At 72.7% G+C, this 22,004-nt stretch carries 15 protein-coding genes; 13 read left to right on the top strand and 2 right to left on the bottom strand.

The window, feature by feature from the left end:
- Positions 1-5 precede the first annotated feature (5 nt).
- Genes HD596_RS28205 through HD596_RS28160 form a run of 10 tightly spaced genes read left to right on the top strand, consistent with a single transcriptional unit; the run spans position 6 to position 12,667 of the window.
- Positions 6-1,136: an ABC transporter permease gene (locus HD596_RS28205; RefSeq protein WP_185072328.1), complete on the top strand. Its 1,131-nt coding sequence runs from the start codon at positions 6-8 to the stop codon at positions 1,134-1,136.
- Complete coding sequence (locus HD596_RS28200) at positions 1,111-2,106, top strand: ABC transporter ATP-binding protein (protein ID WP_185072327.1); 996 nt, start codon at positions 1,111-1,113, stop codon at positions 2,104-2,106. Before HD596_RS28205 ends, HD596_RS28200 begins: the two co-directional genes overlap by 26 nt.
- Complete coding sequence (locus tag HD596_RS28195) at positions 2,103-3,143, top strand: ABC transporter ATP-binding protein (protein WP_313044851.1); 1,041 nt, start codon at positions 2,103-2,105, stop codon at positions 3,141-3,143. Before HD596_RS28200 ends, HD596_RS28195 begins: the two co-directional genes overlap by 4 nt.
- Entirely contained in the window at positions 3,140-4,180 is a 1,041-nt protein-coding gene (locus HD596_RS28190) for a sialidase family protein (RefSeq protein ID WP_185072326.1), read from the top strand. Before HD596_RS28195 ends, HD596_RS28190 begins: the two co-directional genes overlap by 4 nt.
- Complete coding sequence (locus HD596_RS28185; protein WP_185072325.1) at positions 4,177-5,358, top strand: sialidase family protein; 1,182 nt, start codon at positions 4,177-4,179, stop codon at positions 5,356-5,358. Before HD596_RS28190 ends, HD596_RS28185 begins: the two co-directional genes overlap by 4 nt.
- A complete protein-coding gene (locus HD596_RS28180) occupies positions 5,355-6,785 on the top strand; it encodes an ABC transporter substrate-binding protein (RefSeq protein WP_185072324.1) in 1,431 nt (476 codons plus the stop codon). The genes HD596_RS28185 and HD596_RS28180 overlap by 4 nt, the downstream gene beginning before the upstream one ends.
- On the top strand, positions 6,782-8,170 hold the full coding sequence (locus tag HD596_RS28175; protein ID WP_221519549.1) for a DUF5060 domain-containing protein: 1,389 nt from the start codon (positions 6,782-6,784) through the stop codon (positions 8,168-8,170). Before HD596_RS28180 ends, HD596_RS28175 begins: the two co-directional genes overlap by 4 nt.
- 11 nt (positions 8,171-8,181) lie before the next feature.
- The gene (locus HD596_RS28170; protein WP_185072323.1) at positions 8,182-9,168 is read left to right on the top strand and encodes a DUF5605 domain-containing protein; all 987 of its coding nucleotides are present in this window, start codon (positions 8,182-8,184) and stop codon (positions 9,166-9,168) included.
- Entirely contained in the window at positions 9,165-11,369 is a 2,205-nt protein-coding gene (locus HD596_RS28165; protein WP_221519548.1) for a hypothetical protein, read from the top strand. Before HD596_RS28170 ends, HD596_RS28165 begins: the two co-directional genes overlap by 4 nt.
- Positions 11,366-12,667, top strand: coding sequence for a glycoside hydrolase family 28 protein (locus HD596_RS28160; protein ID WP_185072322.1), 1,302 nt, complete (start codon positions 11,366-11,368; stop codon positions 12,665-12,667). The genes HD596_RS28165 and HD596_RS28160 overlap by 4 nt, the downstream gene beginning before the upstream one ends.
- 24 nt (positions 12,668-12,691) lie before the next feature.
- On the opposite strand, the gene HD596_RS28155 is transcribed toward HD596_RS28160, so the two are convergent.
- Positions 12,692-14,563 carry a glycoside hydrolase family 127 protein gene (locus HD596_RS28155; RefSeq protein WP_221519547.1) on the bottom strand — a complete coding sequence of 624 codons (1,872 nt, stop codon included), beginning with the start codon at positions 14,561-14,563 and terminating at the stop codon, positions 12,692-12,694.
- 212 nt (positions 14,564-14,775) lie between these two features.
- On the opposite strand from HD596_RS28155, the gene HD596_RS28150 reads away from it, so the two are divergent.
- The 3 genes from HD596_RS28150 to HD596_RS28140 are packed head-to-tail and all read left to right on the top strand — an operon-like array spanning position 14,776 to position 20,422.
- On the top strand, positions 14,776-16,482 hold the full coding sequence (locus HD596_RS28150; protein WP_185072320.1) for a glycoside hydrolase family protein: 1,707 nt from the start codon (positions 14,776-14,778) through the stop codon (positions 16,480-16,482).
- Positions 16,476-19,250, top strand: a complete 2,775-nt coding sequence (locus tag HD596_RS28145) for a family 78 glycoside hydrolase catalytic domain (protein WP_185072319.1) — start codon at positions 16,476-16,478, stop codon at positions 19,248-19,250. The genes HD596_RS28150 and HD596_RS28145 overlap by 7 nt, the downstream gene beginning before the upstream one ends.
- Positions 19,247-20,422 carry a GDSL-type esterase/lipase family protein gene (locus tag HD596_RS28140; protein ID WP_185072318.1) on the top strand — a complete coding sequence of 392 codons (1,176 nt, stop codon included), beginning with the start codon at positions 19,247-19,249 and terminating at the stop codon, positions 20,420-20,422. Before HD596_RS28145 ends, HD596_RS28140 begins: the two co-directional genes overlap by 4 nt.
- On the opposite strand, the gene HD596_RS62130 is transcribed toward HD596_RS28140, so the two are convergent.
- Positions 20,359-21,996 carry an acyltransferase gene (locus HD596_RS62130; protein ID WP_185072317.1) on the bottom strand — a complete coding sequence of 546 codons (1,638 nt, stop codon included), beginning with the start codon at positions 21,994-21,996 and terminating at the stop codon, positions 20,359-20,361. The genes HD596_RS28140 and HD596_RS62130 overlap by 64 nt on opposite strands.
- Positions 21,997-22,004: the final 8 nt, after the last annotated feature.

Below are 22,004 nucleotides of genomic sequence, written 5' to 3'. Positions count from 1 at the left end.
GGCGCATGTTCCTCAGGCGACCGACCAAGGAAGTGGGAACGCTGCCGCAGTGGCGGCTGATGTGGCGGCAGTTCCGCAGGCACCGGCTCGCGCTGGCCGGGATGGCCATCCTGGTGCCGGTGTATTTCGTGGCGATCTTCGCGGAGTTCTTCGCGCCGATGTCCAGCGCGACCGCGAACACGTCGATGACGTACGCGCCGCCGCAGGTGCTGCGCTTCTCGGGCGACCTCGGCCTGTACGTGCACGGCTACCGCACCGAGCGGGACCCGAAGACGTACGAGCAGCGCTACACCGAGGACCCCGGCCGGCGGATCGACGTCGGGCTGTTCGTGCACGGCGACGAGTACGAGCTGCTGGGCCTGATCCCGTCGGACCTCCACCTGATCGGCCCGGTCACCAAGGGCGATCCGGTCTTCCTGCTGGGCTCCGACCAGAACGGGCGCGACCTGCTGTCCAGGCTCATCCACGGGGCCCGGGTGTCGCTGTCGATCGGCCTGGTGGGGGTCGCGGCCAGCTTCTTACTCGGCATGCTCATAGGCGGCATATCCGGATATTTCGGGGGCGGCGTGGACAACGCCGTGCAGCGGGTCATCGAGTTCCTGATCGCGATCCCGACGCTGCCGCTCTGGATGGCGCTCTCGGCCGCGCTCCCGACCGACTGGGGGCCGCTGACCAGGTATTTCGCCATCACGGTGATCCTGTCGCTGATCGGGTGGACCGGGCTGGCGAGGGACGTGCGCGGCCGCTTCCTGTCGCTGCGCGAGGAGGACTTCGTCATGGCCGCCCGGCTGGACGGCGTGGGCCGGCTGTCGATCATCTTCCGGCACATGATCCCGTCGTTCGCCAGCCACATCATCGCGTCGCTGTCGCTGGCCATCCCGAGCATGATCCTCGGCGAGACGAGCCTGAGCTTCCTCGGGCTCGGCCTGCAGGCGCCGGCGGTGAGCTGGGGCGTGCTGCTGGAGGGCGCCCAGAACGTCCGCGTGGTCGCGAACGCGCCCTGGCTGCTGGCGCCGGGCGTCGCGGTGGTGGTGGTCGTGGTGGCCATGAACTTCTTCGGCGACGGCTTGCGGGACGCCGCCGATCCTTACGGGAACAGGAGGATCCGGCGTGGCCGCAGACGACGTGCTGCTTGAGATCCAGGACCTGCGTACCCACTTCCTGCTCGACGACGGCGTCGTGTGCGCGGTGGACGGCGTGGACCTGCGGGTGCGCAAGGGCGAGACGCTGGCCATCGTCGGCGAGTCCGGCTGCGGGAAGAGCGTCATGGCCCGCTCGATCCTGCGCCTGGTGGACCCGCCGGGCCACATCGAGGGCGGGCGGATCACGCTGCACCGCGAGGGCGGCCCCGTCGAGCTGGTCGGCGCGGACCGCAGGCTGCTGCGGCAGGTCAGGTGGCGGGACATCGCGATGGTGTTCCAGGAGCCGATGGCGTCGCTGAGCCTGGTGCACACGATCGGCAGCCAGATCGTCGAGGCGGTCCGGCTGCACGAGAACGTCGGCAAGGCCGCCGCCCGCAAACGCGCGATCGAGATGCTCGACCGGGTCGGCATCCCCATGCCGCAGCGCCGGGTGGACGCGTACCCGTTCGAGCTGAGCGGCGGGATGCGGCAGCGCGCGATGATCGCCATGGCGCTGTCGTGCCGGCCGAGCCTGCTCATCGCCGACGAGCCGACGACGGCGCTGGACGTGACCACCCAGGCGCAGATCCTGGAGCTGCTGCGGGACCTGCAGGCGGACTTCGGCATGGCCATCATGCTGATCACGCACGACCTGGGAGTGGCCGCGCAGGTGGCCGACAGCATGGCGGTCATGTACCTGGGCCGGGTCGTGGAGTACGGGGCGGCCGAGCAGGTGCTGGCCGCGCCCCGGCATCCGTACACGCGGGCGCTGCTGCGCTCGATGCCCCGGCTCGGGCGGGCCTCGCGGACCCGCCTGACGGCGATCAAGGGCATGGTGCCCCCGCCGTACGCGCGGCCGGACGGCTGCCCGTTCCACCCGCGCTGCGACTCCGTCGTGGCCGGGAAGTGCGACGTCGTGCTGCCGCGCCGGGTCCCCATGGCCGACCGCGAGGTCTCCTGCCTGCTCTACGAGGAGGAAGCGTGAGCACGGAACCCCTGCTCAGCATCGAGGGGCTGACCAAGCACTTCCCGATCCGCAGCGGGCTGCTGGGCCGCCAGGTGGGCGCGGTGAAGGCGGTGGACGAGGTCGACCTGGCCATCGCGCCGGGCAGCACGCTCGGCCTGGTCGGCGAGTCCGGCTGCGGCAAGACCACGCTCGGCCGGTGCATCGTGCGGGCGCACGACCCGACCGGCGGGCGCATGCTCTACCGGCAGCCGGACGGCTCGGTCATCGACGTGGCGGGGCTGAGGGAGAAGGAGCTCAAGCCGTACCGGGCGCAGGTACGGATGATCTTCCAGGACCCGCACTCCTCGCTCAACCCGCGCAAGACGCTACGCGAGATCATCGGCGAGCCGATGCGGGCCCACAGGTACGGCTCCAAGGACGAGATCGACGAGCGCGTCGGCGAGCTGCTCGACCGGGTGGGCCTGCGCCCCGAGTACGCCAACCGCTACCCGCACGCCTTCAGCGGCGGCGAGCGCCAGCGCGTCGGGATCGCGCGGGCGCTGGCCCTGTCGCCCCGGCTGGTGGTGGCCGACGAGGCCGTGAGCGCGCTGGACGTGTCGGTCCGCGCCCAGATCCTGAACCTGCTGACGGACCTGCGGGAGGAGTCGGGCCTGGCCTACCTGTTCGTCAGCCACGACCTGGGCATCGTCGAGCACGTCTCGGACGTGGTCGCGGTCATGTATCTCGGCAAGGTCGTCGAGCAGGGCCCCACCGAGGAGCTGTACACGCGGCCGCTGCACCCGTACACCGAGGCGCTGCTGTCGGCGGTGCCCGACCCGGACCCGGCGGCCAAGCGGCACCGGGAGCGGATCAAGCTGCTCGGCGACATCGCCGACCCTGCGCACGTGCCGCCGGGCTGCCCGTTCCACCCGCGCTGCGTGTACGCCGGGGACACCTGCCGTACGGAGCCGCCGCCGCTGCGCGCGGTCGGGGGCCGCCGGGTGGCCTGCCACCTGGCCGAGGAGCTGGAGCTGCGCGGCGTGCCGGACCCCGACGTACGGGAGGTGAAGGCATGAGCGACCCTCGCTTCGACGGCGTCATCCGGCCGTCACCGGACCTTCCGGGCGTGCGCGAGGCGCTGCTGCCCGCGCCGCACGGCCCGGACAACCACGCGGCCAACCTGCTGCGCACCCAGGGCGGCGACCTGCTGTGCACCTGGTTCAGCGGCCCCGAGGAGGGCCACCCCGGCACGGACGTCGTGCTGTCGCGGCTGGCCGGCGACCGCTGGGAACCGCCCCAGGTGATCGCCGCCGACCCGGAGCGCAGCGAGCAGAACCCGGTGCTGTTCGAGGCGGACGGGCTGCTCTGGCTGCTGCACACCTCCAGCGAGCCTTACGACCAGAAGAGCGCGCACGTCGTGGCCAGGACCTCGGCGGACGCCGGACGCACGTGGAGCGTACCCCGGGTGCTGCTCGCCGAGCCGGGGATCTTCGTGCGGCACCCGCCGCTGATCCTGGACGACGGCACCTGGCTGCTGCCCGCCTACCACTGCGGGGCCTGCGGTGACCGCAGCGTCGTCGAGGTCAGCGCGGACGGCGGGCGCACGTGGACCGAGCACCCGGTCCCCGGCAGCCGCGACCTGGTGCAGATGACGATCGCGCGGCGGCCGGACGGCCGGCTGCTCGCGCTGTTCAGGGACCGGAGGGCGGGCCGCATCCACGCCTCGTCCTCCGCCGACGGCCGTACGTGGTCGGCTCCCGAACGGACCGACCTGCCGAACAACGACTCCTCCGTCCAGCTCACGAGGGTGGATGGCCGGCTCGCGCTCGTCTACAACGACGCGAGCCTGGAGCGCGACCAGTTCAGATGGGTGACCAAGAACGGGGAGCGGCGCAGGAAGGCGCTGCGCACCCCGCTGGTCCTCGCGGTGTCGGAGGACGGCGGCGCCCGGTGGCCGCACCGGCGGGTGCTGCAGGACGCCGACCCCGAGTACTGGCAGAACGAGCTCGGCTACTCCTACCCGAGCGTCGTCGACGGCGGCGATGGACGCCTCCACGTCGCCTTTTCCTACCTGCGGAAAACCATCAAATATCTGGAGATTGGCCAGCCATGAGATTCAGGCAGAGCATCTTGTACGGCGCGTTGGCGGTGGCCGTGGCCGTCCCGTCGTACCTCACCGACGACGGCGGCGGCGTGGTGAGGGTGGAGCCGACCGGCTCGTACGCCTGCCGCCAGGACGTGGCCGCCCCCGACCCGAACGTGCCCAAGGTGCACGCGGCCGCGATCGCGCAGGCGCCGGCGGGCGACATCCTGACCGTCTACTACGGCGGCACCTCGGAGGGCGCGCCCAACCAGGCGCTCTACCTGTCGCGCCTGGCGGTGGGCAAGAAGACCTGGTCCAAGCCCGAGGTGGTGTTCGACGAGCCGGGCAAGGCCGACGGCAACCCGGTGCTGTGGTCGGACGGCAAGCGCCTCTACCTGTTCTTCGTGACGATCGAGGGGCACGGCTGGGAACAGGCGCCCATCCGGCTGATCACCTCGGACGACGGCGGCCGCACCTGGAGCGAGCCGGCCTCCATCCGCAAGGAGTGGGGGTGGATGGTCGGCACCAACCCGATCCGCATGTCGAACGGCGAGGTGCTGCTGCCGATCTACGACGAGGCGGAGTCCAGCTCCGGCTTCTACGTCTTCAGCCAGGACATGAGCTCGTGGAAGGCGTACCCGGAGGAGCACACGAGCTGGATCAAGACAGCGAGGAGCTCGATCCAGCCGACGGTCGTGGAGGTCGAGCCGGGCCGCCTGGTCGCCTACATGCGCACCGGTGACGGCGCGATCTACAAGAGCGAGTCCACCGACTTCGCCCGCACGTGGAGCGCCCCCGTGGCCGAGCCCATCGGCAACCCGAACTCGCGCATCGCCGCGCTCAAGCTGGACAACGGCAAGCTGGTGCTGGCCTACAACCCCTGGGTCGAGCACCGCTCCCCCATGCGGGTGTCGCTGTCCCCCGACAAGGGCCGCACCTGGGAGAACTCCGTCGACGTGGAGGCGCAGTCGGGGCCGCAGTTCACCTATCCGGTGCTGACGCAGAGCGGCGACGGCTTCATCCACCTGGTCTATTCCTACAACCGCAACAACATCCGGCACGTCGTCTTCAACGAGTCCTACCTCCGTGACGCCGTGGGCCTGCTGTCGAACTGGCCCGAACACACGATCACCGAATTCAAGAACGGCGTCCGGCGGAATGTCGTGCGCCAGTGCAGCTACACGCCTTCCAAGGGGGAGACCGAATGATCCGCAAGACCCATGGGCTCGCGCTGCTCGCCCTCGCTCTGACCTTCGTCGCCGCCCCCGCGAACGCCTCTGCCGCGACGTGCAAGGACGTGCCGAACAAGTACAACCAGCCGTTCAGCGTCTGTGACGACGAGCTGTTCATCTTCGCCGCCAACTACAAGCCGTTCGAGTCGAGCATCGACGGGAACAGGCAGGGGACCAGGGTCTTCGACGAGGTCATCGGGAACAAACTGCGCGCGGCCTTCCCCGGCGTCAAGATCAAGTACGCGACGTGGGACCTCCCCGTACGGTACGAGAACCTCAAGAGCGCCGGCGTCACCCCCGACCTCATCATCGAGGACCCGAAGTCCCGCATCGACCGCGACCTGGAGCCGATGGGCTGGGTCGGCGACCTCACCGCCGACCTCCAGAAAGCCGGCATCGACCTGGGCAAGCTCAACAAGGCCAGCGTGGAGCTGGTCAAGTCGCGCTCCGACGGCGGGATCTACGGCGTGCCGCTGTTCATCGACGAGCACGTGCTGCTCTACAACAAGAAGATCTTCGACAAGTTCGGGGTGCAGTACCCCAGGCTCGGCACCACGTACGACGAGGCGTACAAGCTGGCCAAGAAGCTGACCAGGGACGACGGCCTGGACCACTACAAGGGCTACATGCAGCACCCCGACCAGTACCTGGAGTTCAACCAGCTCGGCCTCTACCCGTTCCAGCCCACCACGAGCGAGGAGCCGAAGCCCGAAGAGGTCAAGGTCAGCATCAGCGGTGACGGCTGGAAGCAGTACGTGGAGAACCTGTACCGCTTCCTGGAGATCCCGCGCAACGACTTCACCACCGTCACCGACTTCTTCAAGGGCGACATGAGCCGGCCGGGGCACCTGGCCATGGCGGTGGAGACGCTGTCGCGGCTGAACATGTACGCCGGCAACGAGCTGTTCATCGAGGACGGGGACGAGGAGTCGTTCAAGGAGCAGGCCAAGAACGTCGACATCGGGGTCACCTCCATCCCGGTGCTCAAGCGCGGCTCCAAGGCGATCTACCAGCCGAACACCCGGGCCGCGTTCATCCCGCCGTCCTCTGCGAAGAAGGAGCAGGCGCTGCAGGTCGTCAAGTGGCTGGTCTCGGAGGAGGCCCAGACCGAGCTGTCCAGGCAGGGCATCAAGGCCGTCCTGCAGACCGACAACGTCGTGTCGAACTTCGGCAAGAGCGTCCCCGAGCTGGCCGGCATCGACACCTCGGCCGTGTACTGGGGCGAGAACGCCACCGTGACGAACTACCAGAACACCGAGTTCTGGGACCTGCCGCTGTACTCGGTCTTCCGCCAGCACGTGCTGCGTGACGGCATGACGGCCGAGCAGTCGCTGACCGTCTCCGAGCAGGAGGACATCCCCGCCTACATCAAGGCGCAGGCCGCCGCCGGGAAGGACTGGTGACCTCTCCCGCGACCGTGGAGCGCTGGGGCGTCCACGAGATCGAGCTGGCCGGACCGGCAGGCGGCAACCCCTTCGCGGAAGTGCGCCTGTCGGCCCGGTACCGCTACCGCAATCGCGTCGTGGAGGCCGAGGGCTTCTACGACGGCGACGGTGTCTACCGCGTCCGGTTCATGCCGGACGCGGTGGGTCCGTGGCGGTTCACGACCGTCAGCAACGCGAGCGAGCTGGACGGGCACGCGGGCGGCTTCGAGGTGACGCCCGCCTCCAACGGCAACCACGGTCCCGTGCGGGCCGTGGGGACGGACTTCGCGTACGCCGACGGGACGCCGTACCTGCCGTTCGGGACGACGTGCTACCACTGGACGCACGACATGAACGAGGAGCGCGAGCGCGAGACGCTGCGGACGCTGGCGGCCTCGCCGTTCAACAAGCTCCGCATGTGCGTGCTGCCGACGGGACAGATGGCGCCCCCCGAGGTGCCGTTCGCCGGGCGGGACCCCGATGGGCTGGACAAGAACCGGTTCAATCCGGTCTTCTTCCGCCACCTGGAGGCCAGGATCCGCGACCTGCGGGACCTCGGGATCGAGGCCGACGTGATCCTCTTCCACCCGTACGACGGCGGCCTGCGCGGGGTGGAGGACATGGGCCGGGAGACCGACCACGCCTACCTGCGCCACGTCATCGCCCGCCTGGCCGCCTACCGCAACGTGTGGTGGTCGGCCGCCAACGAGTACGACTTCAACCACGCCAAGACCGTGCGCGACTGGGACGACATTCTGCGCACGATCCAGCGGCTGGACCCGTACGAGCACCTGCGGTCCATCCACAACGGCACCCGGATGTACGAGGTGGCGTCCCTGTACGACAACACCAAGCCGTGGATCACCCACCAGAGCATCCAGCACTGGGACGCCACGCTGACGGACGAGTGGCTGCGCGCCTGCCCCAAGCCGGTGGTGATCGACGAGATCTCCTACGAGGGGAACATCGGCAGACGCTGGGGCAACATCACCGGCGCCGAGCTGGTGGACCGGTTCTGGGAGGGCGTGACACGCGGCGGCTACGTGGGGCACGGCGAGAGCCTGGCCGGCTTCCAGGAACGGGCGTGGATCGGCAACGGCGGCGGGCTGTACGGGGAGAGTCCGGCCAGGATCGCGTTCCTACGGAAGATCGTGGAGGCCCGCCGCGACGGCGTGCACCTGCGCTACCTGGGGCGGCGCCGGCCCTCCTGCGTGACCGTCGAGCTCCCGGAAGGGGTCTACGAGGTGGAGCTGATCGACGCCTGGAACATGACGATCACCCCGGTGGACGGGGTGCACCGGGACCGGGTGCGCGTCGGGCTGCCGGGCCGGCCGTACCTGGCGCTGCGAATGACAAGGGTGTGATCATGGTTTCGATGGCGACCACCGCGCTCGGCTGGCACCTGCACGGTGCCAAGCGGCGGGCGCGGACGCTGGCCACGCTGGAGTCGTCGCCGTTCGACCGGGTGCGGATGGCGGCGTTCGCGACGCGGTGCTCGCTGGACTCGCTGGAGGAGCGGGTGGCGGAGCTGGACGCGATCGGCGTGACGGCCGAGCTGGTCCTGCTGCATCCCGCCGACGGGATCGGGGACGTGGACGCGGCGGCCCGCCTGGTGGCGGAGGTGGTGCCGCGGCTGGCCGCGCACGCGAACGTGTGGTGGTCGCTGGCCGCCGACCCCGCCCCTTTTCCTGAAATTTCGGAACACGACTGGGTACGGCTCGCAGACCTGGTCGCCGAGGAGGACCCCGGGCACCACCCGCTGTCGATCACCGCCGAGGCGGGCTCGCCGCTGCTGTGGCGGCGCGCGTTCACGCACGGCAGCGTGGCCGCGCGCAGCCCGCGCGACGCCTGGGTGCGGACGCGCGACCACCACAAGCCGGTGCTCATGGACATGTGCGGGTACGAGGGGGACTCCGACGATCCGTGGCACAGCCTGACCCCCGAGGAGGTCGTCTCCCAGGCATGGGACGGGTCGGTGCGGCGCCGGTACGTCACGCACGGGGAGTCGTACCTCGACGACGAGGGGCTGACCTGGTCGGAGGCCGGCGGCACGCTGGCGGGCGCGGCCGTGGCGCGGCTGGGACTGCTGCGGGAGGTGATCGCCGGGACGCCCGAGCAGGCGCGGTACCGGGATCGGGACGCGCCGATGCTGGAGGTGCCCGGGGAGTTCTACCTGGAGTACTGCGGGGAGCACCGGTTCCCCGAGCGCGTGTACGAGGTGCCGGCCGGGCGGTACGAGGTCGAGGTGATCGACACGTGGGAGATGACGGTCGGCTCGCTGGGGGTCCAGGAGGGCGGGACGCTGACGGTCCCGCTGCCGGCCACCGGGGCCCAGGCCGTCCGCCTCAGGCGGCGCCCATGACGGCGCCCTCGAACGGCGCGCCCGCCCCGGCGCCACCCGGGCGGGTGCCCGCGCCGGCGCCACCCGGGCGGGCGCCCGCACCGGGCGTCGTCGCAGCGGGCGTCGTCGCCGCCCTCACCGAGCCCGGCGGGAAGGTCGTCGAGGTGGTGCCCGGCGAGGGCGGCCCCGAGGTGCGACTGCGCCACCGCGACGCGGACGACCCCGAGGTGCGGCTGCGCCACCGCGACGCGGACGGCCCCGAGGTGCGACTGCGCCACCGCGACGCGGACGACCCTGAGGTGGGGCCACGCCACCGCGACGCGGACGGCCCGCACCTGCGGGCGCCGCTGCGCGGCCTGCTCACCGCCTCCACCGGCCGCCCCTGGCGGATCGAGCACCCGGGCTCCGTCCACCTCGCGCAACGGGGCGAGGCCCTGGTGGTGACGGCGCGGACGGGGCCGCTCGGGGCCCGGCTGGAGCTGGCCTTCACCCCGGACGGCCTGCTCACCCTCACCGCCACCTGGCACAACGACTCCGGGCGCGAGGTGACCGACGTGGCGGCGGGCCTCCTGCTCCCCCTCCCCACCGGCGACGCGAACGTCACCATGCCCGGCGTCCTCTACAACGGCAACCCCTCCTCCGACCCCCACCGCCGGGTCCCCCGCGTCGAGCCGGGCGGCGGGTTCGTGTGCGAGCAGGACCGCCTGCCCATCCCCGCCGTCAACGCCGCCTGGTCCGGCCGGTACGTCAGCCTCTTCGCCCACCCCGAACGCCGCCACGACGCGGAGGGCAAGGTCACCTACGACTCCCTGGGCGTCATCAGGCAACCGGGCCTGACGGTGGCGGCGATGACCGGCGTGCTCATGTTCGACGGCAGGCCCGACGTCTGCTACGTCAGCAAGGCCGAGGTCGCGGACGACGCGATCGGCTACCGGACCCTGGCCCCGGGCGAGAGCATCACCACCAGGCACACCCTCGACTGGGGCCCCGTCGAGCCGCGCGGCCACGGCTTCAGGAAGCTCGTGCACACGCGGCTCCACCAGGAGGACGACGGCGCCCGCCCGCTCGCCCGGGAGGACATCGTCCGGCTCAAGGCGGGCGCCATGGACGCGCGCTGGACCGGCCACGGCTACCTCGCCTACGAGGGCACCCGCCACGGGCGGCCCCGGTCGTACCTGTACGGCTGGACCGGCCAGTGCCTCAAGCTCGCGTTGTGCGACGCCCTGCTCGGCCGGCCGGAGCGGACCCGCCGGGCGGCGGACTTCTACGTCGAGGGCAGCCGGACGCGGACCCCGGGCCTGCGGCACGGCCGGTACCTGCTCGACGACGGCCGGTGGGAGACCTTCCGCAAGGGCGGCGCGGACTTCGTCTCCAGCCGCGCCCACGGCGAGACGGTCGCCGACCTGGCCGGGATCGCGCTGCACTTCAGGGAGGCGGGGCTGCCGGTCCCGCCCGCGTGGGAGGAGGCCGTGGAGGAGGCCGCCGCCTTCTTCTGGCGGACCAGGCTCCAGGAGGGCATCGTCCCGATCGGCTGGACGCCGGACGGGCGGCCGTTCTCGGCCATGGTCAGCGCGGCCGGCATCGCCTGCGTCCAGGCCATGCTGGGCGCGTACCGGCTGAGCGGCGAGCGGGTGTGGCTGCGGCGGGCCGAGGAGGTGCTGGGGCGCTACTACCGGCTGCACGCGGCCACGTTCGAGCGGCCGTTCGCGCACGCCACGCTGGACGCCTCCGGCGAGGACAAGGAGGCCGGGATGTACTACTTCCTGGCCGCCTTCGAGCTCTACCGGCTCACCGGCCGCGACCTGTACGCGCAGTGGGCGGAGGCGGCGGCGGACTGGCTGCTGACGTTCGTCTACGTGTGGTCGCCGGAGTTCGACGCGGGCAGCACGTTCGGGCGGCGCGGGTTCAGGGCGTGCGGCTGGCCGTCGGTCAGCGTGCAGAACCACCACCTCGACGTGTTCTTCCCGACCTCCGAGCTGATGGAGTTCGGCCTGATGACCGGCAGGCCCCGGTACGCGGCCAGGGCCGAGACGATCCTGCACGCCATGGGCCAGGGCATCTGCCGCGAGCCCGGCGACTGGGGCTTCCAGACGCCCGGCGAGCAGGGCGAGGGTTTCTTCCAGACCAACTGGCAGCGCAAGGGCGAGGCGAACACGTGGAACCCGTCCTGGGTGATCGCGCTGCCCCTCTACCACGCACTGCGCATGAGGAAGGTGACATGACGGAGGAAGAGGCGTGGCGGTACGCCGACGAGCTCCGGGACCGGGTTCGGCCGCCGGAGTTCCCCGACCGCTGGTTCGACGTCACCGAGTTCGGCTCGGGCACGCAGGCGTTCCGCGCCGCCATCGAGGCCTGCCATGGAGCGGGCGGCGGGCACGTGCGGGTGCCCCCGGGCACGTACCCCACCGGCGCCATCCACCTGCTCAGCAACGTGGACCTGCACGTGGAGGCGGGCGCGACGATCCTGTTCAGCACCGACCCCGCCGACTACCTCCCCGCCGTCCACACCCGCTTCTCGGCCATCGAGTGCTACAACTACTCCCCCTTCATCTACGCCTACGGCCAGGAGAACATCGCGATCACCGGCGCCGGGACGCTCGACGGCGGGGCGGGGCCCGAGCACTGGTGGCCGTGGGTGGGCACGCCGGAGTTCGGCTGGCGGCCGGGCACGCCGCACGAGGCCGCGGACTGGGCCGCGCTGCAGCGGATGGCCGAACGGAACGTGCCCGTCGAGGAGCGGGTGTTCGGCGCGGGCCACTACCTGCGGCCCAACCTGATCCAGCCGTACCTGTGCCGCGGCGTGCTGGTGGAGGGCGTGCGCGTCGTCCGCTCCCCCATGTGGGAGATCCACCCCGTACGCTGCGAGAACGTCCTGGTCAGGAACGTGACGATCTACTCGCGCGGCCCCAACAACGACGGCTGCGACCCCGAGTCGTGCCGCTCGGTGGTGATCTCGGGATGCGTGTTCGACGTGGGCGACGACTGCATCGCGATCAAGGCGGGGCGCGGCCCCGACGGGCGGCGGGTCGGGGTGCCGTGCGAGGACGTGCTGATCGAGGACTGCGACATGCGTTACCGGTACGGCTCGGTCGCGATCGGCACGGACACGACCGGCGGGATCCGCAACGTCTTCGTCCGCCGCTGCCGCTGGGGCGGGCCCGGCCTGTACTTCGGGCTCTACATCAAGACGAACTCGGTGCGCGGCGGCTTCGTGGAGAACGTCTTCGTCAAGGACATCGAGATCAGCGAGCTGACCAAGGAGGCGGTCTCGATCGATCTCTACCACGGCGACGGGCACAACGGCGACGAGGCGCCGCTCATCCGCAACATCAACGTCGCGGGGCTGCGCAGCGACCGGACGCGCAGCGCGTACCTGCTGCGGGGCTATCCCGAGCAGCCGCTACGGGGGATCACGATCCGGGACAGCTCGTTCACGGGGGTGCTGCGGGCCGACGTGGCGGAGAACGTCGAGGACCTGTCGGTCGCCGGCGTCACGGTGGCCGCCGCGCCTCGGGAGTAGGACCCGCCTGGGCGCGGGCGGCGGTCAGCCGTGCATCGGCGCCCAGACCGTCATCGGCCCCGCTCCCCGGTTGGCCCACGCGTAGTACGGCACGAACGTGAGGTCGACCGGGCCCGCGTGCTCCGGTTCGCGGGGGGCGGCGGCGGTGCGGTAGGGGAAGCCGCCGTCCTCCTCCCGGTGCACGTGGGCCCGGCCGCGCGCGATGACCGGCACCACCTCGGCGGGCAGGCCGGTGACGGCGGTCCCGTCGCGGAGGTCCGCGCCCGCCACGCACAGGTCGTCCACGATGACCCCGGGGTGGTCGGCCTGCTCCAGGCAGTAGACGAGCGGGCCGCGCTCGACGGCCACCTGGCCGCGGGCCACGTCCAGCCGGGGCACGGCCACCGTCAGCCGGGGCCGGATCCCGAGGTCGAGCACGATCCGGTCGCCGGGCCGCCAGGTCCTGCGGACGCGGTGGTAGGTGCCGGGCTCGGCCGGCCGGTCGTCCACGCCGGCGGCGTCGGCCCAGGCGGGGATGCGGGCCGAGAGCGTCCACGGCCGGTCGGGGGTCTCCCTGACGGTGATCTCGATCCGGCCGCTCCACGGGTAGCCGGTCGCCACCTCCAGCACCACGAAGCCTGCCCGCACGGTGCCGGGCGCGTACAGGTGGAGCTGGACGCCGTCGCCGTCCCCGGTGGCGAGGTAGTGGTCGAGGGAGGAGAGCAGGCGCATCACGTTGGGCGGGCAGCAGGCGGTGCCGTACCAGTCCTGGCGGCCGCGCGCCGGCGAGCGCAGGTCGTCGGGGTCGGCGCCGGCGCGCACGCGCAGCGCGTTGACGTAGAAGAAGCGGTCGCCGCCGAGCGAGACGCCGGGCAGGACGGCGTTGTAGAGCGTGCGCTCGATCAGGTCCGCGAACCCGGGCGCGCCGGTGGCCAGCAGCATCCGCCACGACCACTGGACGCTGCCGATGGCCGCGCAGGTCTCGCAGTAGGCGGTGTCCGGGGCCAGCTCGTGGTGGCCGCCGAACGCCTCGCCGTACCAGTTCGAGCCGAGGCCGCCGGTCAGGTACGTCTTGGTCGCCACCATGTCCTGCCACTGCCGCTCCAGGGCGGCGAGCAGTTCGAGGTCGGAGGTCTCCACGGCGACGTCGGCCGCCCCGGCGGCCAGGTACATGGCGCGCACCGCGTGCCCCTCGACCGTGACGGCCTCGCGCACCGGCACCCGGTCCTGCCGGTAGCCGGGCCCGTGGTGGCCCTTGAGCGGGATGAGCGCGTGGCCGCGGGCGGTGACCTGGCGCGCGGCGAGGTCCAGGTACGCGCGCGTGCCGGTCTCCCGGTGCAGCTCGGCCAGGCCCATCTCGACCTCGGGATGGCCGTCGAGCGCGTGCGGGGCCAGCGCCGCCGCCAGGTGGTCGGCGAACCGGGTGGCGACCCCCAGCAGCGTACGGTCGCCGACCGCCCGGCTGCCCGCCACCGCCGCCTGCATGAGGTGGCCCGCGCAGTAGAGCTCGTGGCTGGAGGCCAGGTCGGAGTAGCGCCCGGCGCCGGTGAGCTGAGTGTGGGTGTGCAGGTAGCCGTCGTCGCACTGGGCGGCCGCGACCAGCTCGGACGCCTCCTTGTACGGCCGCGCGAGGTCGTCGTCGTCGGCCCGGCCGCGCTCCCAGGCGAGCGCCTCCAGCCACTTGTAGACGTCGGAGTCGGCGAACACCTTGCCGCGATGCGGGCCCGCCAGCCTGAGGTTGTCGAACGCGCCGGACTCGCGCACCCGCTCGCCGCCCAGCGGGATCGTGACCTCGCGGTTGACCCGCTGCCGCGCGCCCCAGAACCCGCCCTCGACCCGGGCGCCCGCCAGGGGGCGCAGGGTCACCGCCGCGTCGGGGCCGGGCCGTACGACCGAAGACATCCGATCATCGCTCATGCTGCTCATCCTGCCTCAGGTCCATATATCCAACAAGAGCCGAATATTTATGCCCATATCGGCCGTGCATCCGGGCACCCGCCGACCGGATTGCCGTCCTTCGGGAGGGGCGCGAGAAGGGACCACAACCGGCACCTTGACGGGGCGGGAGGGACGAAGGAGGCTTGAGGGGACGTCTATGCATGCTTGAATATCTATGCGAAGGGACGCCCATGCCCCAAATCCCCGACACGGTGCTGCTGGAAGAACGGGCCGAGCTGGCGATGAACGCGGTGGCCGGACTGCCCGACCAGGACATGGACGGCATCCCGTACTTCAGCGCCGACCTCCTGGCCCGCCCCGCGGCGCTGCGGCACGGCGACTGGGACTACGGCTCCAGCCACGGACGGCTCCTCGACGCCTGCGTGCTCGCCCGCCACATGACCGGCAAGGACACCTGGCGGGAGGTGGAGGAGGGGTTGAGGCGGCGGCTGATCGGCTTCTTCGGCGACGACGGGCTGAGCTACCGCCTGGCCCGCCCCGAGGTGGGCTGGCCTGCGAACGCCAACCTCATCGACCAGCGGGCGGTCCTGCTGTCGCTCACCACCTGGTACGTCTCCGACGGCGACCCCGAGGCCAGAAGGCTGGCCGACCGGCACGTGGCCGCGCTCAAGCGGATCGCGATCAAGGAGCGGGACGTGTGGTTCTACCCCGCCTCCGAGTACACCCCCGGCGGCTGGCCCTCGCCGAACGCGATCGCGCTGCACCTCGCCCCCGACCCGGCCTCGTTCAGCGGCCGGCTCGTCATGCCGCTGCTGCGCTACCACCAGGCGACGGGCAACGAGGACGCGCTGGAGCTGTGCGCCTGGTTCGCCCGGCTGATCGTGCACAAGAGCGGCGTCTTCAACGAGGACGGCTCCTTCAACCCCGCCCGCGCGTACCGCAGCGCCCACTTCCACACCCGGCTCGGCACGCTCGAAGGGCTCGCCCGCTACGCCCGCCACGTCGGCGACCACGAGCTGACCGCGTACGTCCGCCGCTCCTACGACTGGGCCCTCGGGCAGGCCACCGCGTTCGGCTGGACGCCCGGCGACCTGGCCGACCAGCGCTACGAGCACGAGAGCTGCTCCCTGGTGGACCTGATCGGCACCGGGACCACGCTGGCCGGGTCGGGGCACACCGCGTACTGGGGCGTGGTGGAGCGGTTCCTGCGCAACCACCTCGTGGAGTCGCAGCTCCTGGACCTGAGCTGGGTGGAGTCCGCGCCCGACGCGTCGGGGGACGAGCCGGGCTGGGTCACCCACGTGCGGGTGGGCGAGCGGGTACGCGGGGCCTTCGCCGGGTACGGCGCCCCCAACGACTACGTCTGCGACGTGGAGCTGGGCCGCGGGCACACGGCCGACGTGCAGGCGTGCTGCGTCGGCTCGGGGGTGCGCGGCCTGTTCTGGGGCTGGAACTCGATCGTCACCGCCGATCCCCGCGCCGTCCGGGTCAACCTGCTCCTCACCCGGGCCACCCGGCAGGTCACCGTGCTCAGCCACCTCCCCCACGAGGGCCGCGTCGACCTGGACGTCCACGAGGACCTGCGCGAGCTGCGGGTGCGGGTGCCCGACTGGGCCGGGTACGCCAAGGTGCGCGTCGCCCGGGAGAGCGGGGGCTTCGACGGGACCCAGGCCGGGGCGTGGGCGGCGGACGGCTACCTGTCGATCCCCGCGCCTCGGCGGGGCGAGCGCGTCACGGTCACGTTCCCCGTGCCGGAGACGGCGACCACCGAGGTGGCGGCGGGACGGGAGTACCGCGTGCGCTGGCGGGGTGACGACGTGATCGGCATCAGCCCGGAGGGGACCGCCCGGCCGATGTACAGCGGGCGCAAGATCCATCCGACCGCGCCCCGGCGCGACTACACGCCGGCCCGGCCGGCGAAGGAGTGGGAATGGTGAACTGGTCTCTGCCCGAGGTGCCCGCCGGCGCGGCGCTGCGGCCGTACGACCTGCGCTGTGAGCACCGCGCCACCCCGCTCGGCATCGGCACGCCCGTGCCCCGGCTGAGCTGGCGGCTGGCCTCGGACCGGCGCGGCGACGCGCAGGAGGCGTACCGGATCCGGGTCCACGCGCGTGGCGCGCTGGTGTGGGACAGCGGCTGGGTGGAGGGCCAGGACGTCAGCGCCGACTACGGTGGCGCGCCGCTGGCGTCGTTCACGCGCTACACCTGGAAGGTCGAGACCCGGATCGAGACGGGGCCGGGCGGGGCGGCGGAGTCGTGGTTCGACACCGGGGTGATGCACCAGGACGAGTGGGTGGCGGCGTGGATCGGTCACGATCCCGAGACCGAGCCGCCGTTCGAGCCGCCCACCGACGAGGGCGAGCCGCGTTCCGCCCGCACCGCGGGCCTGCCCGCGCCCCGGTACTTCCGGCGCGTGCTCGACCTGCCCCCGGCGACCGCCGTGCGGATCGCGTGCAGCGCCCGGGGGCTGTACGAGCTGCGCGTCAACGGCCACCGGGTCGGCGACGGCGAGCTGACGCCGGGCTGGACCGACTACCGGCAGCGCGTGCCGTACCAGGTGTACGACGTCACGGACCTGGCCGGCGACGGTCCCGTCTGCGTGGGGGCGATCCTCGCGGACGGCTGGTGGTCCGGCAGCCTCGGCTGGGACATGCGGCAGCAGGCGCAGCGGTACGGCCGGCGCCCGCAGCTGCTGGTCCAGCTCGTCGCCGAGCACGAGAACGGCTCCCGTACGGTCGTCGGCACCGACGGGCGCTGGCGGGAGAGCACCGGGCCGCTGCGCCACGCCGACCTGCTCATGGGCGAGTGGTACGACGCCCGCCTCGAACAGCCCGGCTGGGACCTGCCCGGTTTCGACGACACCTCCTGGGCCCCCGCCGGGGTCGTGGACACCGCGCACGACGTCCTCGTCCCGTCCGCCGCCGAGCCCGTCCGCGTCACCCAGGACCTCGTCCCGGTGGCCGTCCGGCCGGTCGGCGGCCGTACCATCGTCGACCTGGGCCAGAACATCGCCGGCCGGGTCCGCCTGGTGCTGCGCGGCGCCCCGGAGGGCGCCCGGGTCACGCTGCGCCACGGCGAGGCGCTGGACGACGACGGCGGCCTCTACACCGCCAACCTGCGCTCGGCCGAGGCCACCGACCACTATGTGGCGGCCGGGGCGCCGGTGGAGACGTTCGAGCCGCGCTTCACCGTGCACGGCTTCCGGTACGTCGAGGTCAGCGGGCACGCGGACGTCGAGGTCGTGGGGCGGGTGCTGCACTCCGACACGCCGGTCGCGGGCGAGTTCTCCTGCTCGGACGACATGGTGCGGCGGCTGATGAGCAACATCCGCTGGAGCCAGCGCGGCAACTTCGTCTCCGTGCCGACCGACTGCCCGCAACGCGACGAACGCCTCGGATGGACCGCCGACGCGCAGGTGTTCCTGCCGACCGCCTGCTACAACGCCGACGTGGCCGCGTTCTTCACCGGCTGGCTGGCGGACCTGCGGTGCGCGCAGACCGACGAGGGCGCGGTGCCGGACGTGGTCCCGCACGTGATGACCGAGCGGCACGGCACGCCCGGCTGGGGCGACGCCGCCACCGTCGTCCCGTGGCACCTGTACCGCGTGTACGGGGACGAGCGGGTGCTACGCGACAGCCTGCCCAGCATGCGGCGCTGGGTGGACCACGTCGAACGCCACAACCCCGACCTGATCTGGCGCAACCGGACCGGCAGCCACTACGGCGACTGGTTGCAGGCCGGCGTGCGGACCTCGCGCGAGGTGATGGCCACCGCGTACTTCGCGCTGAGCGCGGAGCTGACCTCGAAGGCCGCCGCCGTGGTGGGCGACGTGGCCGCTTCCTCCCATTACGCCGGGCTGCGTGCGAGGATCGGGGACGCCTTCGTCCGGGCCTTCGTCTCGGCGGACGGCCGCGTCACGGGCGACACGCAGACGGGCTACCTGCTGGCCCTCGCGCACGGCCTGATCCCCGAGCCCCTCGTCCCCGCGGCCGTCGGGCACCTGGTCGCCGACCTCGAACGGCGTGGGCGACGCCTGACCACCGGCTTCGCCGGGGTGGGGCTGCTCGGCCCGGTCCTGTCCGCGCACGGCCACCACGACCTGGCCTACTCGCTGCTGCACGACGACCGCTACCCGTCGTGGGGGTACTCGATCAAGCGGGGCGCGACCACGATCTGGGAGCGGTGGGACGGGTGGACGGAGGAGGGCGGCTTCGGCCCCGTCGCCATGAACTCCTTCAACCACTACGCGCTGGGGTCCGTCGGGGCCTGGCTGTACGGCGGGGTCGCGGGGATCGGGCAGGAGGAGGGGTCCGTCGGGTTCCGCCGCCCGGTCGTCCGGCCGCTGCCCGGCGGGCGGCTCCGGTGGGCCGCGGCCTCGTACGACACGCCGCTGGGGCGGCTGGCCAGCCGGTGGGAGGTGGACGGGAACACGCTCCGGCTGGAGGTCCGCATCCCGCCCGGGGCCGAGGCCACGGTGTACGTGCCGACCACCGATCCGGCGTCGGTCCGCGAGTCCGGCACTCCCGTGACCGGTGAGGGGGACGGCGAGGCACTGGTGTGCCGGGTGGCGCCCGTAACCGGCGAGGTCAGCGGCGAGGCACTGGTGTGCCGGGTGGCGCCCGTGACCGGTGAAATCGACGGCGAGGCGCTGGTGTGCCGGGTCGCGTCCGGCCGCTACGAGTTCACCGCGGCGTGGGAGCGATGACGCAAGGCCGCCCGGTGACCACGTGGGCGGCCGCCGCCGAGCGGGCGGGGGCCGGGCTGCGCGATCTCACGGTGCGCAACCTGGTGCGGACCGGCGCGGGCGGGACTGGCCTGCGGGTGCGGCTGACCAACGCGCTCGGGGACCGGCCGGTGACGTTCGGGCACGTCCGCGTGGGCGTCCCGCGCTCCGGGGCGGCACTGGTGCCGGGGTCGAACCGGAGGGTGACGTTCGGCGGGCGGCCGGAGGCGACGCTGGCCCCGGGCGCGACCGCGCTCGGGGACCCGCTGCCCGGCCTGGTGGCGCCGCGGCAGCGCCTGGCCGTCAGCCTGCACCTGCGGGGCGACGGCGGCGTCCTGACCGGCCGCAACCGGGCCACGGCCCCGCCGGACGACCCGGCCTACCGGTCGCTGCCTGGCGACCACGCCGCCGACGAGAGCGGGGCCGCGTACGTCGAGGGGGTGGCGGTCTGGCACTGGCTGGACGCGTTGATCGTCACCGCGCCCGAGCCGGTGTCGGCCGTGGCGGTGCTCGGGGACTCGATCACGACCGGGGTCGGCTCCGAGACCGGTCACGGCTGGCCGGACCTCCTCGCCGACCGGGCCCTGCTGGAGTCGTGGCCGCTCGCCGTGGTGAACGAGGGCGTGTCCGGCGGCCGGGTGCTGGCCGCCGGGACGGGCCGCCACGCCGAGGAGCGGCTGGCGGCCGAGGTGCTGGCCAAGCCGGGCATCGGCGCCGTGATCCTGCTGGCGGGCGTCAACGACCTCGGGGCGGGGGCGCGGGCGGAGCCGCTGGTCGCCGCCTACCGGCGCATCGTCGAGCGGGCGCACGCCGCCGGGGTGGCCGTGATCGGCGGCACGCTCCCGCCGTTCGCGGGCGCGGAGTACCACACGGCCGGGGGCGAGCGGGCTCGGGAGGCGGTGAACGCGTTCGTACGGGACGGCGGCGTGTTCGACGGGCTGGCCGACTTCGACGCGGCGCTGCGTGACCCCGCCGCCCCTCGCCGCCTGCTGCCCCGCTACGACTGCGGCGACCACCTGCATCCGAGCGCGGCGGGCCACCGGGCGATGGCCGCCGCGCTCGAACCGCGCGTGCTGCTCGGCGCGGCCGGTCAGCGGCCGGGTCTGGGCAGGCGCGCCGCCGGCTCCGGGCGGTGGATGCCCCGGGGGCGGTAGCCGAGCGCGTCGGAGACGCCGAGGTAGTCGGCGAGCAGCCAGATGATGGCCAGCCACATCTCCGTGCCCTGCAGCCCCGGCGTGCGGGCCGCGCCGCTCCCCCGGGTCAGGGCGAAGCTGAGGCCCGCCCCGTCGTGCCAGCCGCCGACCGCCCGGACGAGGTGCTCCCTCGCCCACGCCGCGCCCTCCTCGCGGCGGTGCCGGGTCTGCCTGCCCAGCAGCCACAGCGGGTGGATGACGTCGAGCACGTTGCAGGCGTTGCCGGTGTCCGGGCCGAAGTAGCGCGGGTCGCGGGCCTGGGCCAGCACGGTGTCGACGGCCCGCTCCGGGTACGGCACCGGCACCCCGAACTGCGCGAACGTCCCCCGCGTGAGCCGGTAGAACCCGTTGACCACCTGCAGCCAGCCCGCGTCCGGGTCCGGCTCGCCCCACATCCCGTGGGCCTGGCTGCAGCGGGTGAGCAGCCACCCGTACAGGGTCTCGAGCTCGCCGCGCACGCCGAAGTCGGCGAGGTTGCGGTGCAGACCGGTGCCGAACGCGTCCACCCACGAGCCCGCCGTCCAGGCGTTGCGCTCCCAGTCGAGGGCGTCGAGCGAGGCGATCAACTGCTGCGAGTCGACGTTCGCGACGGCGTGGACCGGGTGCCGGAACCGGGTGCCGAGCAGGTCGAGGGCGTAGCCGACGCAGAGCACGTGATAGGCGCTGATCCCGTCCAGCGACGGTGGCTCGGAGGCGTCGACCTCGGGGACCAGGCCCGTGGCCGGGTCCTGGCGGTCCCGCAGGAACGCGACGATCTCCTCCCGCGCCGGCGTCGGGAGCGGGCCGTCCAGGAGGAGGTCGGCGATCTCCACCGCGTCGCACCAGGCGCGCACGGTCGGCGGGGCATCCGGGCGGTCCACGTACCGCTCCCCCGTCCAGCAGCGCCCCAGCACGTCCTGCGCCTGCTCCCTGGCGCGGGCGGCGAACCCGGCGAGCAGCCCTTCCAGGTCGCCCCCCGAGCCGGCCGCGGATGGCCCGCCGCCCGCTGGGCTCCGGCGGTCGCGGATGCGGCGGGCCGGGTTGCCCGCGACCATGGCCCAGGCGGGCACGTCCTTGGTGACGACCGCGCCCGCGCCGACGACGGCGTGGTCACCGATCGTCACCCCGTCGAGCACGACCACGTTCGAGCCGATCCACACGTCGTCGCCGATCCGGATGCCCTTCGACGTGGTCGGCTGGCGGAAGACCGGGCGGTCGGGCGCGGTGCCGTGGTTGAAGCCGAGCAGGGACGTGTGCGCGCCGATCCGCACGGCGTTCCCGAGCACGATGTTCCCGCGCACCACGGCGTACGGGTTGACGGTGCAGTCGTCGCCCATGACGACGTCGTGGGTGACGTACGCGTGGGCCGCGATGTAGCAGTGGTCGCCCATGCGCAGGCGGTCGGCGTGCACGGCCGCCAGCGGCGAGACGAACACCTTGCCCGCCTTGAGGTCGAACCTGGTCCGCAGCTCCTCCAGGTGGCTCTCCTGGGCGCGGCGGTCCTCCTCGGTCGCGTGGTCCCAGTACAGCCACGGGCAGAAGTCGAACTTCGTCATGCGAGAAA

The sequence above is a fragment of the Nonomuraea jabiensis genome, from assembly GCF_014204795.1.
GTDB lineage: Bacteria > Actinomycetota > Actinomycetes > Streptosporangiales > Streptosporangiaceae > Nonomuraea > Nonomuraea jabiensis.
Note: the sequence above shows the minus strand (reverse complement) of the source record. Positions and strands in the feature narration are given on the sequence as shown.